Origin of the sequence: Microcoleus sp. Pol1C5, from assembly GCF_036701115.1 — a bacterium.
In the GTDB taxonomy this organism is placed as follows: domain Bacteria; phylum Cyanobacteriota; class Cyanobacteriia; order Cyanobacteriales; family Microcoleaceae; genus Microcoleus.
Window position 1 is genome coordinate 65,491 of sequence record NZ_JAUBQE010000002.1, and the last position, 12,710, is coordinate 78,200.

13 protein-coding genes are annotated in these 12,710 nt (G+C 45.3%); 5 read left to right on the plus strand and 8 right to left on the minus strand.

The window, feature by feature from the left end; all coding sequences use genetic code 11:
* Positions 1-20: 20 nt before the first annotated feature.
* The 5 genes from QUA23_RS01290 to gor form a co-directional block, all read right to left on the minus strand.
* Positions 21-506, minus strand: coding sequence for a Spy/CpxP family protein refolding chaperone (locus QUA23_RS01290; protein WP_333076492.1), 486 nt, complete (start codon positions 504-506; stop codon positions 21-23).
* Positions 507-525: 19 nt separating this feature from the next.
* Positions 526-972, minus strand: a complete 447-nt coding sequence (locus tag QUA23_RS01295; RefSeq protein ID WP_333076493.1) for a hypothetical protein — start codon at positions 970-972, stop codon at positions 526-528.
* Complete coding sequence (locus QUA23_RS01300) at positions 969-1,559, minus strand: sigma-70 family RNA polymerase sigma factor (protein WP_333076494.1); 591 nt, start codon at positions 1,557-1,559, stop codon at positions 969-971. The genes QUA23_RS01295 and QUA23_RS01300 overlap by 4 nt, the downstream gene beginning before the upstream one ends.
* A gap of 274 nt (positions 1,560-1,833) precedes the next feature.
* Positions 1,834-2,370: an opioid growth factor receptor-related protein gene (locus QUA23_RS01305; protein WP_333076495.1), complete on the minus strand. Its 537-nt coding sequence runs from the start codon at positions 2,368-2,370 to the stop codon at positions 1,834-1,836.
* A 99-nt stretch (positions 2,371-2,469) separates the two neighbouring features.
* Positions 2,470-3,813 carry a glutathione-disulfide reductase gene (gene gor, locus QUA23_RS01310; protein ID WP_333076496.1) on the minus strand — a complete coding sequence of 448 codons (1,344 nt, stop codon included), beginning with the start codon at positions 3,811-3,813 and terminating at the stop codon, positions 2,470-2,472.
* Positions 3,814-4,338: 525 nt separating this feature from the next.
* On the opposite strand from gor, the gene QUA23_RS01315 reads away from it, so the two are divergent.
* The 3 genes from QUA23_RS01315 to QUA23_RS01325 all read left to right on the plus strand — a co-directional run bounded on the left by QUA23_RS01315 (position 4,339) and on the right by QUA23_RS01325 (position 8,588).
* Positions 4,339-7,437 carry a HEAT repeat domain-containing protein gene (locus tag QUA23_RS01315; protein WP_333110279.1) on the plus strand — a complete coding sequence of 1,033 codons (3,099 nt, stop codon included), beginning with the start codon at positions 4,339-4,341 and terminating at the stop codon, positions 7,435-7,437.
* A 27-nt stretch (positions 7,438-7,464) separates the two neighbouring features.
* On the plus strand, positions 7,465-7,593 hold the full coding sequence (locus QUA23_RS01320; RefSeq protein ID WP_333076499.1) for a hypothetical protein: 129 nt from the start codon (positions 7,465-7,467) through the stop codon (positions 7,591-7,593).
* A 230-nt stretch (positions 7,594-7,823) separates the two neighbouring features.
* Entirely contained in the window at positions 7,824-8,588 is a 765-nt protein-coding gene (locus QUA23_RS01325; protein WP_333076500.1) for an ABC transporter ATP-binding protein, read from the plus strand.
* A gap of 181 nt (positions 8,589-8,769) precedes the next feature.
* Here QUA23_RS01325 and QUA23_RS01330 read toward each other — a convergent pair whose 3' ends face one another.
* The 3 genes from QUA23_RS01330 to tadA all read right to left on the minus strand — a co-directional run bounded on the left by QUA23_RS01330 (position 8,770) and on the right by tadA (position 10,821).
* Complete coding sequence (locus QUA23_RS01330; protein WP_333076501.1) at positions 8,770-9,126, minus strand: hypothetical protein; 357 nt, start codon at positions 9,124-9,126, stop codon at positions 8,770-8,772.
* A 182-nt stretch (positions 9,127-9,308) separates the two neighbouring features.
* Positions 9,309-10,037, minus strand: a complete 729-nt coding sequence (locus QUA23_RS01335) for a lysophospholipid acyltransferase family protein (protein ID WP_333035702.1) — start codon at positions 10,035-10,037, stop codon at positions 9,309-9,311.
* A 283-nt stretch (positions 10,038-10,320) separates the two neighbouring features.
* Positions 10,321-10,821, minus strand: a complete 501-nt coding sequence (gene tadA, locus QUA23_RS01340; RefSeq protein ID WP_333076502.1) for a tRNA adenosine(34) deaminase TadA — start codon at positions 10,819-10,821, stop codon at positions 10,321-10,323.
* A 78-nt stretch (positions 10,822-10,899) separates the two neighbouring features.
* Between tadA and QUA23_RS01345 the strand changes: the two genes are divergently transcribed.
* Both QUA23_RS01345 and menB read left to right on the plus strand, forming a co-directional pair.
* On the plus strand, positions 10,900-11,496 hold the full coding sequence (locus QUA23_RS01345) for a TerB family tellurite resistance protein (RefSeq protein WP_333076503.1): 597 nt from the start codon (positions 10,900-10,902) through the stop codon (positions 11,494-11,496).
* A 310-nt stretch (positions 11,497-11,806) separates the two neighbouring features.
* Positions 11,807-12,640: a 1,4-dihydroxy-2-naphthoyl-CoA synthase gene (gene menB, locus QUA23_RS01350; RefSeq protein ID WP_333035757.1), complete on the plus strand. Its 834-nt coding sequence runs from the start codon at positions 11,807-11,809 to the stop codon at positions 12,638-12,640.
* The last annotated feature ends 70 nt before the right edge of the window (positions 12,641-12,710 follow it).

Sequence of the window (12,710 nt, forward strand, 5' to 3'; positions counted from 1 at the left end):
CACTCAAAAATCTTCGTCAACTACTGCGGTTTTTGACCGTTTTGCATCCTGTTTCTAGCCGTTTGTCGGCGCTGCTGCATTAGTTGAGCTAATTGGCTGCGCTGTTCGGCAGTGAGGACTTCTCGCATTGCGAGTGTAATTTCAAATTGCACCTCTTCCAACTGCTGTCTCAATCCGATTATTTGACGGTGTTTTTCGCGTATTTCGCTAGCATTTGCCGTGCCGGACATCATCGTTTCCAATTCTTGTCTGGCTTGGCGGACTGCTTGCATCCGCTGGGAAACTTGGTCCTTGTAGCGATCGCGAACTGCCTGCATTTGCTGCTTTTGGTCTGCGCTTAAATTCAGTTTCTCGAACATCCCACCTTCCTTGCCCGCAGGTCGATTTGGTCGCTGATTTTGTGCAAGTGTTTGGGGTTCTAGGGGATTAGGAACTGCTATTGCTGCTGCTGTGCTACCGAGAGTCAGCATTAAAACCGCTAGGGCAGATATACGACGAATTGACATGAAAATTGCCTCTTTGATATTACTTATTTGTGGGCGGTTCACTGTCAGCACCCTGGCTGAAAGTCAACCAGTCTGTTTGTGAGCGATCGGTCATATTTTCTTGGGGAGAATCATGCAGTACACCCTCCCAGTTAGTAACTAAAAATGCTTCTAACTGAGCTGTTTCCTTATCGGACACTTGTGCAGTCTCAAACGGACGGTAGCCCGACCAAAAAAGTAGCAGGCTAGCAGTAATCGCAGACGATAAAGCCCACTTAGAAACCGAGGAGATTTTTAACCTGTCATCAGGCTTAGCTGAGGAACTTAATCGCGTTTTTTTGCGGTGGGTTTCATGGAAAGCACTCGCCTGATTACTGTCGATTGCTGCTAGAATTTTTTGCTCTAAGTCTGGTACAGCTTCAGGAATATTGGGGCGATGTTGCTTCAAGAAGTTAACTAACTCTTGGTCGCTGCTTGGGTTATTCATAGCTCGCTGACACCTTCTTTTTGCAAAAATTGCCGCACAGCATTTCGGGCATAAAACACGCGAGATTTGACGGTTCCCGCAGGCAGCCCCAAAATTTGGGCTACTTCTTTTTGCGGGATGTCTTCTAAGTCGTGCAGCACCAAAACGCTGCGGTGTTCAAAGCTCAATTGCTCCAGTCCCCGCTGCACTAAATCTTGATAGTGCAACTGCATCAAGTCCGATGTGTTATCTTTGACAATAACCCGATCCATTGTTTCTTGATTTTTGAGTTGGGAGTCAAAAGAATGCTGTTTAGCAAATGCTTGTCTTTGGTCGGAAGCCACATTCCAAGTGATTCGATAAAGCCAAGTAGAAAAGTTTTCCTGGTGCTTGAGTTTAGGCAATCCTTTCCACACTCGCAGAAATACTTCTTGTGCTAAATCGTCAAGAAGCGAGGGGCCGCAGAGTTGGTAAAGGGTTGACCTGACTTTGTGTTGGTAGCGTTTGTAAAGGTAGCGAAAGCAAGTGCGATCGCCCTTTAGACACTCAGCAACTAAGTCGGAGTCGGAACAGTCATCGGTTAAAACATTGGCTGGCACACCTAACACCTGTGAAGTCTCCCTCACCAGTTCGTTATCTGAAGTGTTTAGACAGGACAGTTCTAAAAAAGGTTCAAATTATTTAAAATATTATTTTGAGCATTAATCAGTCTGGGGCGGAAAACTGCACCAAGGTCAGTAACAGGCTTTCCGGCCTCTTCCAAAACCAATACAGCAGATTGTGGGTCGTGGGTCTGAACAAGTTCTCCGACCCGTTCTACAAAAATTTAATTTTTTTGTGGGGCGTATGGTTGGCTATGGCGGCAAGTCCCAAATATAAATTCTAACTATTTACAGCTTTTTTCCAATAAGTATAAGTTTCTAAACCAATACTTTCTTTGTCTTCATTATAAATCTCATCTAAACACTTGAAAAGAGCTAAAGCGTAATTTTTCAATCCCAACTCGGTCAAACTTGTAATAATCCTAGTCAGCCGCAAGTAATTGTGATTAAATTTTTCAATCCACTCTCTTTTTCTTGAGAAATATTCGGCGGATTTGGCAATTACAATTTCTGCGTTGTCCCCTTCGTGGCATTCCAACCCGTAAAACGCCAGCATGACTTTGAACGAATGGAGTAAGCGATTTTTCAACTCTTCACTTGTTCTAAAAGCTTGAATCACCTCATCATTTAAAGTAGGAGCAGTGGAATTAAAGCGACTCTTTTCCCTCAGCGGAAACAGCCATTGAATGTAATTGTGCACACATTCCAGCTTCTGGTAATCCCACGACCAAATATGCTCTATCGCCCGACCTTGTGAATCAGGCTGCTGACCGAGATAAAATGCTAAAATTTTGTTGTGTTTGGTTGAATCACTCATTAATCTGCTATACAAAACATCAAAACAATGATATTCAGTCGGTTAAAAGCGACTTTAGCTATTAGCCAGGGGTTTAAACCCCTGGCTGCTTCCCCCGCTTTACCGCAAAGTAACAAACTCTTCAGCAGTCGATGGGTGAATGCCAATAGTCGCGTCGAAGTCTTTCTTCGTAGCTCCCATATTAACAGCGATCGCCATTCCTTGAATAATCTCGCCCGCGTCTTTCCCAACCATGTGCACGCCCAAAACTCTGTCAGTATTAGTCTCAACGATTAACTTGACAAAAGTTTTCTCGTCTGCACCTGTCAAAGCGTGAAACATCGGTCGAAACTTGGCTGTGTAGCACTTAATTGAGTCGGGAAACTTTGCTCTAGCCTGCACTTCGTTTAAGCCGACTGTAGCAGCTTCCGGCTGGGAAAATACCGCTGACGGCACATTTTCGTGAGTGATTGCTCTCGGATTGTTGCCAAATTCAGTATCTGCAAAAGCGCGTCCTTCGGCGATCGCAATTGGCGTTAAATTGATGCGGTTGGTGCAATCTCCCACTGCAAAAATGTGTGGCTGAGTGGTGCGGCTGTCTTTGGTAACTGCGATCGCACCTTTATCTGTTTCTACTCCCGCATTTTCTAAACCTAATTTTTCTAAATTAGGCTGACGCCCGGTAGCGCACAACAGCGCGTCTACTACTAGCGTTCCTTCGGATGTCCCCGACAGAGTTAATTTTAAGCCTTCTGGGGTTTTCTCAATGTGGTTGATCGAGCTTTCTGTCAAAATGTTTATTCCGTGCTTAATCATCCCTTCTTGCACGTTGGTGCGAATTTCTGTGTCAAATTCGTTCAAAATTAAGTCGCGGCGGATGATTTGAGTTACTTGGCTCCCCAATCCGTTCATAATGCAAGCAAATTCGACGCCGATGTAGCCGCCGCCCCAAATTGCCAACCGTTTTGGCTGCTCTTTTAGGAGGAATATTTCGCGAGAGGTAATCGCGTGTTCGATGCCGACAATTGGGACTCTTTGCGCTTCTCCGCCGACTGCAATTAAGATTTTGGCTGCGGTAAATTTCTTGTCACCAACTTCGACGGTGTGGGGATCAATAAATTTGGCGTATCCTGAGATTAATTCGACTCCGGCTTTTTCGAGAAAGCTGATGTGCAGTTTGCTCAGCCGCCGCACTTCTGTGTCTACGGTGGTGACAAGTTTTTCCCAATCAAAGCTGCTTTCTACTGGACTCCAACCGTAGCCCACCGCATCTTCATAAAGGTGCGAAAATGTTGAGGCGTACACCATGAGTTTTTTGGGGACACAGCCGCGAATTACGCAGGTTCCGCCTACTAAGTCATTTTCGGCGATCGCCACTTTTGCGCCGTAGGATGCTGCTCGCTTGGAACTCGCCAATCCGCCGGAACCCGCACCTATCACAAACAAGTCGTAGTCGTATGTCATAATTGTCTGTACCTTTTTATCGCCAACTTACCAATTTTACGCTTTACTTTTCTTAATGATATCTCAAAAATTTTTTGTTTTTTTTGGGGTCTACTACTTTACTTTTTGCCTTTAACCAGGTATTATTAAATAATAGAAATCTGGGCGTTAATATAATACTGATCACACTTCCATTACTAGAGTATAACACAAGCGAACGACAAAAAAAATATAAAAATTTCTCTCTTTTGAGATCGCTACCAAGAAGGAAAGACCGAATTGTCGATCGCTCGTTATAGCCGAGTCGAACTCCCGTAAATCCCTGTAAAAAAGCGCAAATTTGATGGTCTTCCCGATTTTTAAGGGGTAGTAGGGGGCAACAATCAGGCGGGATCGGGACTAATCGCAGCGCAGCGACAGAAAACTGATACTAGCCTAACCTATCGGAGCAATCACGGGAGATTATTACCCTACAGTTTTTGATAATTTTATCAATCCTTGATAATTGCTATATTATAAAGATAAATTAATTCTCGGGCTAGCTTTATGATCGAGTGGCTGGTACTTTGGGGAGCAACGGAAGCAGTAGGCATTCTCGTTAAACCCATCTTAGAAGATTTAGTCAAAGACGGCGCGAAGGATTTTGCTAAAGATTTTTTTAAAGATTCCCTGAAAAACGTCTTAGTCGAAAAAGACCCCCGACAAGTCGCAGCGGGCAAAGCAATCAAAAAGTTTTTGGAGTTGGTGCAACAGCAGTTAAAAATCGCCGGACTTCCCCCCGACGAAATTAAGCGGTATATTAAAGATGTTAAACAGTTTATCAATAACAAGTCTGTTAAAGAAATTTTGGGCAAGGCTTTTGAGAGCGATCGCGAATCTCTGGATGCAGAACTTCTCGAACAAACCTGGACTCAACTAAATTTAACTTCTTTGCCCCCAAGATTTAAGTGGCAAACCATCGCCAATCAGTATCTCGCAGAAGTTCAAGAAATTCTCTTTGACTCAAAAGACTTGCGCGATATCTTGAATGCTCAAAATCTAGATAGCATTCAGAAAAATACTCAAGAAACGGCGGGGATTATCCCGGAATTTGACTTGAGGCAATATCAAGAAGCTCTGTGCGAGCGTTACAGCAATCTCAATTTAAGCAGCGTCGATCCCAATACATACGATTATCGGGAAAAACTGAAGGTTTGGCAAATCTTTATTTTCCAAGATGTGCGATCGATTTACGAATCATTTCTGCCCCAAGCTTACGAAATTCCTAAAGAACATCAACGGCGGCTGCAAGACAGCAATCAATTAGACGCGATCGATCTAGAAAATTTAGAGAAATATCGGCGCAGTTATTTTTCTCAGCCGATCGTATCGGTGTTAGATGTTATCAATGACAAGCAAAAGTATCCCTACATTGTTATTTTAGGCGATCCGGGTTCTGGCAAGTCTACTCTGTTACAATATTTAGCATTAAACTGGGCGAGATCGCCCTTAAATAGCCTGACATCTCTGCCGATTCCGCTGCTAATAGAATTGCGGACTTACATTCGCAGCGGGGAATCAGGGCATTGCAAGAATTTCCTCGAATTTTTTCATCAAAGTCCCGGTTCAATTTGTCACTTGAATCAGCATCAATTGCATGAACAGCTTAAAGCAGGCGAGGCTGTGGTGATGTTCGACGGGTTAGATGAAATTTTCGATGCCGGGAAACGAGAAGATGTAATTACGGCGATTCATCGGTTTACCAATGAGTATCCCCGCGTGCGAGTGATTGTCACGTCTCGGATTATTGGTTACAAACCTCAACGGTTGCAAGATGCAGACTTTCATCACTTTATCCTCCAAGATTTGAATGCGGAACAAATTCAGGATTTTGTTCGCCGCTGGCACGAATTAACTTTTACTGATGCTGGGGAAAAAGCGCGGATTAGTGAGCGCATGAAAAGAGCATTAGCGTATTCATCAACGATTCGAGATTTAGCGGGTAATCCGTTATTGTTGACGATTATGGCGATTTTGAATCGCAGTCAAGAATTGCCGAGAGACAGGGCGGAACTTTACAATCAAGCTTCGCGGGTATTGCTGTATCAATGGGATGTGGAAAGGTCTTTAGTAGAGGATAGCAGGCTCGATCCGAAAACGATTGATGCTAAAGATAAGCAAGAAATGCTGCGGCGAGTCGCTTACAAAATGCAAGCAGCACCTGAAGGGTTGGCTGGCAATATTATTAGTGCGGAAGATTTGGAGAATACCCTCACAGCATATCTGAAGAATAAAGATTTCGATAGACCGAAAGAGCGGGCAAAGTTGATAATTAACCAACTGCGAACTCGCAACTTTATTTTATGTTATTTGGGTGCGGATACTTATGGGTTTGTGCATAGAATTTTTTTGGAATATTTCTGTGCGTCGGAGGTGGTCGAAAGGCTTTATAAGACACCAGAAGTTTTACGGGAGGAGTTGAAAACCGAGGTTTTTGGCAAGCACTGGGATGATGAATCTTGGCAGGAAGTTTTGTGCTTGATTGCCGGATTGATTCCTGGAAACTTGACCGGGAAATTGATTGAGTTTTTGATTGAACAGGATGCGGAAGCCAAAAAGTTCAGCAATCTGTTTTTGGCGGCGAAGTGTTTGGATGAGGTAAGGGAGAGAAAAGAGATTGCTGAGGTTGAGGGTCAATTGCTTGAACGCTTAAAAGAGTTAACTAAGTGCGACCTCAATTATTATTATGAGGCTGATGAAGAAGAGGGAACGCTAGTTGCTGAAATTCGCACTCAAGCAGTAAGTGCGATCGCCTACACTTGGAAAGATGACCCACCAACCTTATCTTGGCTCAAACAACTGGCTAAATTTGATGAAAATTCGGATGTGCGACAAACAGCAGTCCAAGAATTAGCACGGGGGTGGAAAAATGACCCGGAAACCTTACCTTGGCTCAAACAACTGGCTCAATCTCATGATAATTCGGTTGTGCGGCTAGTAGCAGTCGTAGAATTAGAATTGGGGTGGAAAGATGACCCAGAAACCTTACCTTGGCTCAAACAACTGGCTCAATCTAATGATGATTCGGTCGTGCGGGTAGCAGTAGTCTCAGAATTAGCACCGAGGTGGAAAGATGACCCAAAAACCTTACCTTGGCTCAAACAACTGGCTCAATCTGATGATGATTCGTTGCTGCGATATGCAGCAGTCGGAGGATTAGCACGGGGGTGGAAAGATGACCCAGAAACCTTACCTTGGCTCAAACAAATGGCTCAATCTGATGATAATTCGGTTGTGCGAAGTGCAGCAGTCCAATTAGCAGGGGGGTGGAAGGATGACCCGGAAACCTTACCTATACTCAAAGAACTGGCTCAATCTAATGATAATTGGTATGTGCGATCTTTAGTAATTGAAGAATTAGCACGGGGGTGGAAAGATGAACCAGGGATATTTGAATGGTTGGGCGATATTGCTATTAATCATCCTTTTAAACGCAAGTCTGACTTCCAAGATAATCCCAGACAAACAGCACTTGAAATCATGATCAAACAATACCCCGATTGCCCAAAAACTTTACAAATACTTCGTGATAGATTTGCCAACGATCCAGATGAAGAAGTCCGCAATTTTGCCCAGAAAGAATTGGCCAAATTAGAGAATCTGTGATAGAAACACAAAAAGCAAAAATAAAATATGACTGTCGCCACTAATATCTCCAAAGCTTATGCAGAAATAGTTGAAGTTTTGGCGATCGCCACACTTCCCACAGCTTTATCAACTTTCAACTCTCGGAGGAAGCAAAAGAGCATATCGCCGACCTAATTTAGGCCCACAATAATCAAGGCTTGACCCGCGCTGGAAAAAGCAAATTAGATAACTATCTAGTGCTAGAACATCAGATGACTCTCATCAAAGAACTCACAAACACGTCCTTAAAGATTTAGTTTTTTTATATCTCGTCAATTAGCGTCCAAACGATCGCCCTGACCGCCGCCAAAACCGATAAGAAGTGTTAACTTAGTAGTTAGTTGTGTCGATCGCACAGAAAAAAAATGCCTGAACTACAAACCGATACATACCAAGACCTCGACCCGCAAGTCCTCTCAAAGCCCGTTGTTGTCGGTCTGGAAGAGGTAACAAAAGTTTACGGGATTGGCGACCTGGAAGTTCGCGCCTTAAACGGCGTCAGCTTGACCGTAAGACAAGGAGAATATTGCTCGATTATGGGCGCATCGGGTTCCGGCAAATCTACAGCTATGAATATTATCGGCTGTCTCGATCGACCTACGAGCGGCAGTTACTACTTAGACGGCGTAGATGTCGCCCAAATGCCCGAAGAAGAATTAGCCGGAATTCGGAATTTAAAATTAGGTTTTGTATTCCAACAATTTCACCTGTTGCCTCAATTGACAGCATTAGAAAATGTCATGTTACCGATGGTTTATGCCGGCATTCCCGCAGCAGAAAGACGCGAACGGGGAGTAGAGGCTTTAACAAAAGTAGGCCTGGAAAGTCGCCTGCAAAACAGACCGAATCAACTATCAGGAGGACAGCAGCAGCGGGTAGCCATCGCCAGGGCTATCGTCAACCGTCCCGTGTTGTTGCTGGCTGACGAACCGACTGGTGCATTGGATACAAAAACTACTCAAGAAGTAATGGATATTTTTACAGAATTCAATGAAAATGGCATGACTGTTGTTATGGTAACGCACGAACCCGAAGTCGCGCGTCAAACTCGCCGCGTTGTCTGGTTCCGCGACGGTAAAGTTATTCACAATAATCTCAACCCCGAAGAGCTTTCACACGCTGTATTTTAGTATAAGAGTCCGCGAAAAGCGAAAAGAAAATTGGGCGATTGAAATCGCTTCTAGACAAACGAAGTCCGCCTACGCGGACTGAAGAATTAAGAGGGTATCAGTCCTATGCAAGAGGACTTTAGCTATTAGACAGGGGTTTTCAACCCCTGGCGGACTCATAGACAAAACGCCAGATATTTGCTTAATGAAAAGCACTCGGAAAAGCTTCCCAAACTCGATCGACAAAATCTCTAAGTTGACGAGATGCGATCGCACCATCCTTTTTTTCAGCATCCAGAGAGTGCAACTCGGTCAATAGTGAAATTACCTCAGTATCTAAAGCCGCCCGAAACAAGCTCAGCGGCCAAAGCAAATCAGCACCATCTCGCAAATCGGATAAAGTGTATTCTGTCGGTGAATCCTTCCCCGACACCGATACAACTAACATCAAAGGGCGCACCCAACAAACTTGACGTGCCTCAACCACTTGGATTACCTCGGAATGCAGGCAGGCATCTCCACATTCTAAACTAACAATTTGACCAGGCTTAAAGTTCAAAGCACAACCCATTAATGCTCACACTTAATACAGACATAACCAAGCAAAATAATTGGTGCAGCTCTCGACAGCACCATAAAACATTATATCATAATTCCTTCTTCCTTCTTCCTTCTTCCGACTGCCCTCGGACTGACATCCGTTACATCCGTTACATAATCCTTTGCCGAACTTCCTTCTTCTCAACTTTCATCAAGCTTTTTAAGATCCATTTCGAGCTGGGCACTCAACAATCGTGCTTCTTTTTTACCACCGCCACCATTGGCATAATCCGCCACGGAAATCGGAGAACCGATCGCAATTTTTACCTGAGCACCCCATTGAGGAATGCGCGGGCGATAGCGGATACTCATCGGTACAATTTTCACCCCCAAACCCGGTTTGCTCAACTCTGCTTGCATTGCCAAACGCGCCAATCCCGGCTTAATCGGGTGAACTTCGCCATCCTGAAAAATACCGCCTTCAGGAAAAATCACCAACATTTCCTTGTCGAGGAGTAGTTCCACCCCATAACGGAGACTGCCAATTGCCGGATGCTTGAGATCTACAGCAAACCCCCCCAAATGTCTGATGAACCAACCTTGCACTCCTTTGACCTCATCAGCAGTAACCATAAACCGCAAATCGCGTCCAGTCACCTTCTGTCCCGTTGAATAGGGCATCATCAGGGCATCCCACCGGGAGCGGTGCGTAGGGGCTAAGATGACAGGCCCGTCTTTCGGCAAGTGCTCCTGTCCGGTTATCTCAATCTTGCCAAAATGAAACGGTAGGACAACATAGTGACCTAGCGGATAGAGCAAGGAGGTTAACCAAGGAGAAACGCGAGAGGTATTAGATGCTACCTTGGCAGGCATTGGCTTCACTAGAGATGATTTACTGGACTCAACGGCGATCGTGGCGGTGTGGGGCATAGCAATTAAGCTGCTCTCTCGATATCTCAAGTCTAAAGTAAGTGATTGGACAAATCTTTAGTTTTTGGGTCGGGACACTTTTGCTATTGGCCTTGTACCGATCGAGCGATCGCGCCCGCAAGAGATAATCTCTAACAGATAAAACCTCAGCCAACCGGACAGCACCAATACAAAGTAGTCGGCCGCCTGGAAAGCTCGATCGGGCAATTACGGATCTATTATTCCAGCTAAAGGGTCAAGTTCTATTAAACATCGCCCAGAATAGAGTAAAAAATTTTACCTGTTAATTTTTCCGGCGTGCTTCAAACCAGGAAATCAACTGATCGCGGCAAACAGACTCCATAATACCGCCGAGTACCTCTAAGCGGTGACACGAATGCGCGCTATCTGGAATATTAGCTGCAGTCCGAATCGTGCCAGTTTTCGGGTCATCTGCTCCGTATATCAGCAGACCAATCCGAGCTTGGACGATCGCACCAGCGCACATCGGGCAAGGTTCCAGCGTTACGTAGAGCGTGCATTGGTTAAGATGCCAGTCTTGCAAAACTTGGCCGGCCGCCCGCAAAGCTAAGATTTCAGCGTGAGCAGTCGGATCGCAATCTCGTTCTCGCCGATTTTGCGCTTCAGCAATCAATTTGCCAGTACCGTCAACAATTGCAGCACCCACGGGTACTTCACCGGCATCACCGGCTGCTTGTGCCAACTCCACAGCCCTAGTCATCCAGCGTTTGTGAATAAAATAAGTAGTATCACTAATAGACAATGGCTCAGTTTTAGAATTCACGTCATACCTACGTAACAGAAAAACTTAAGATCGAGAAAGAAAGTTACATTACAGCTTAATAGAAAGTCATTTTTAATTATGGACACCACGACGATCACCACTGAAATTGTTGAGCTGTTGTGCCGCATTAGCCGGCAAAAGCTGCGCGAACAAGATATCACTCCTTTGGTAGTGTTTGTGACTGCTCTGATTTCCATCCTGCGCGGAGTGATGATTATTGACAGGACGATCGCAGTTGAAGAAGAAGAACGGCTGCAAAAGACTCTCAAAGCCTTTGCCAGCGGCGACCGCGATCGGGTAGAACTAATTCAGCGCCTTGTCAAAGGAGTCTCCAAACAGCAGGTTTACTTCAACCCCACGGAATTGCTAACCCTGACAGCTTTGTTCTCAGAATCTGAAAAACTGTTGCTTATCGGTTCCGGCTACGAAATGTCAGCAGCCGACGGGCACATCGACCTGCGGGAACAAATGTACTTACAGTCGATCGCAAATCGGCTCGGCCTGGACTCCAGACACATTGCAGTCCTAGACACTTTATTTACTAAAGAAGGAACCCTCGACTCAGAAGCTTTTGGCGAAGTTCAAGCTTTACTCGATCCCAGCGAATTCGAGTCCCGCGATCCAGTATTTGGCAAAGCAGCAAAGCACTTGCTGAGTATTTTACTCCGCAAATAGTCCAGCGCATATAAATTTTGGGGCAGTAACAGTAGTGACCGAGGAGTTCGAGGATTTGACGCTGTGTCCATTTGAGATGGGACTTGGGCGCTCTTACCCTCAAAAACCGGGTTGTTTTACCCCCTACCAAGAGCGCTGTACGGCGTATGTTCGTAAAAAACCTGGTTTCGGCCTAACTCCCGCTTTATTTTTTTTTGCAAGAGTCGATCGACCCTTCTATCCCATTGAACCGAATGCCTCTAAAATCTAAAAGCGACTTGTCGCTGCCTTGATTGACTCAGCTCAATCTCAAATCTCAAATTGATTGATTATGCAAATTGAATGGCAAACCGCCAAAACCTACGAAGACATTCTCTATCACAAAAGCGGCGGCACCGCCAAAATTACCATCAATCGACCTCAGAAACGGAACGCTTTCCGTCCCAAAACCGTGCTGGAACTGTGCGATGCCTTTACTGATGCCCGCGAAGACACCAAAATCGGCGTTGTCCTGTTCACAGGTGCGGGGCCTCATACAGACGGCAAATACGCCTTTTGCGCCGGCGGCGACCAAAGCGTGCGGGGTTCGGCGGGATATGTAGACGAAGGTGGCATACCCCGGTTGAACGTGCTCGACTTGCAGAAGTTGATTCGCTCTATGCCCAAAGTTGTAATTGCTTTAGTTGCAGGCTACGCAATAGGAGGCGGTCACGTTCTGCACTTAATTTGCGACTTGACGATCGCTGCTGACAATGCTATTTTCGGACAGACCGGCCCCAAAGTCGGCAGTTTCGACGGTGGTTTCGGAGCTAGCTATCTCGCCAGAGTTGTCGGCCAGAAAAAAGCCCGAGAAATTTGGTTTTTGTGTCGCCAGTACAGCGCGCAGCAAGCCCTAGAAATGGGTTTAGTCAACTGCGTCGTGCCCGTCGAACAACTAGAAATAGAAGGGATTCAGTGGGCTGCGGAAATTCTCGAAAAAAGTCCGATCGCGATTCGCTGCTTGAAATCCGCTTTTAATGCCGACTGCGACGGTCAAGCCGGTTTGCAAGAACTGGCGGGAAATGCCACTTTGCTGTACTATATGACCGAAGAAGGCGCCGAAGGCAAACAAGCCTTTTTAGAAAAACGGCAACCTGATTTTAGTCAATATCCTTGGCTGCCATAGCTGGATGGAGAAATCAGTTTTTTTATGCGCTCATATTAAAGTAGATGCTGCTGATTTTTCTGAGTTAGTA

Coding starts and splice junctions, on each gene's coding strand:
- QUA23_RS01290 (WP_333076492.1), bottom strand. CDS start 506: ATGTCAATTCGTCGTATATCTGCCCTAGCGGTTTTAATGCTGACTCTC.
- QUA23_RS01295 (WP_333076493.1), bottom strand. CDS start 972: ATGAATAACCCAAGCAGCGACCAAGAGTTAGTTAACTTCTTGAAGCAA.
- QUA23_RS01305 (WP_333076495.1), bottom strand. CDS start 2,370: ATGAGTGATTCAACCAAACACAACAAAATTTTAGCATTTTATCTCGGT.
- gor (WP_333076496.1), bottom strand. CDS start 3,813: ATGACATACGACTACGACTTGTTTGTGATAGGTGCGGGTTCCGGCGGA.
- QUA23_RS01315 (WP_333110279.1), top strand. CDS start 4,339: ATGATCGAGTGGCTGGTACTTTGGGGAGCAACGGAAGCAGTAGGCATT.
- QUA23_RS01320 (WP_333076499.1), top strand. CDS start 7,465: ATGACTGTCGCCACTAATATCTCCAAAGCTTATGCAGAAATAGTTGAA.
- QUA23_RS01325 (WP_333076500.1), top strand. CDS start 7,824: ATGCCTGAACTACAAACCGATACATACCAAGACCTCGACCCGCAAGTC.
- QUA23_RS01335 (WP_333035702.1), bottom strand. CDS start 10,037: ATGCCCCACACCGCCACGATCGCCGTTGAGTCCAGTAAATCATCTCTA.
- QUA23_RS01345 (WP_333076503.1), top strand. CDS start 10,900: ATGGACACCACGACGATCACCACTGAAATTGTTGAGCTGTTGTGCCGC.
- menB (WP_333035757.1), top strand. CDS start 11,807: ATGCAAATTGAATGGCAAACCGCCAAAACCTACGAAGACATTCTCTAT.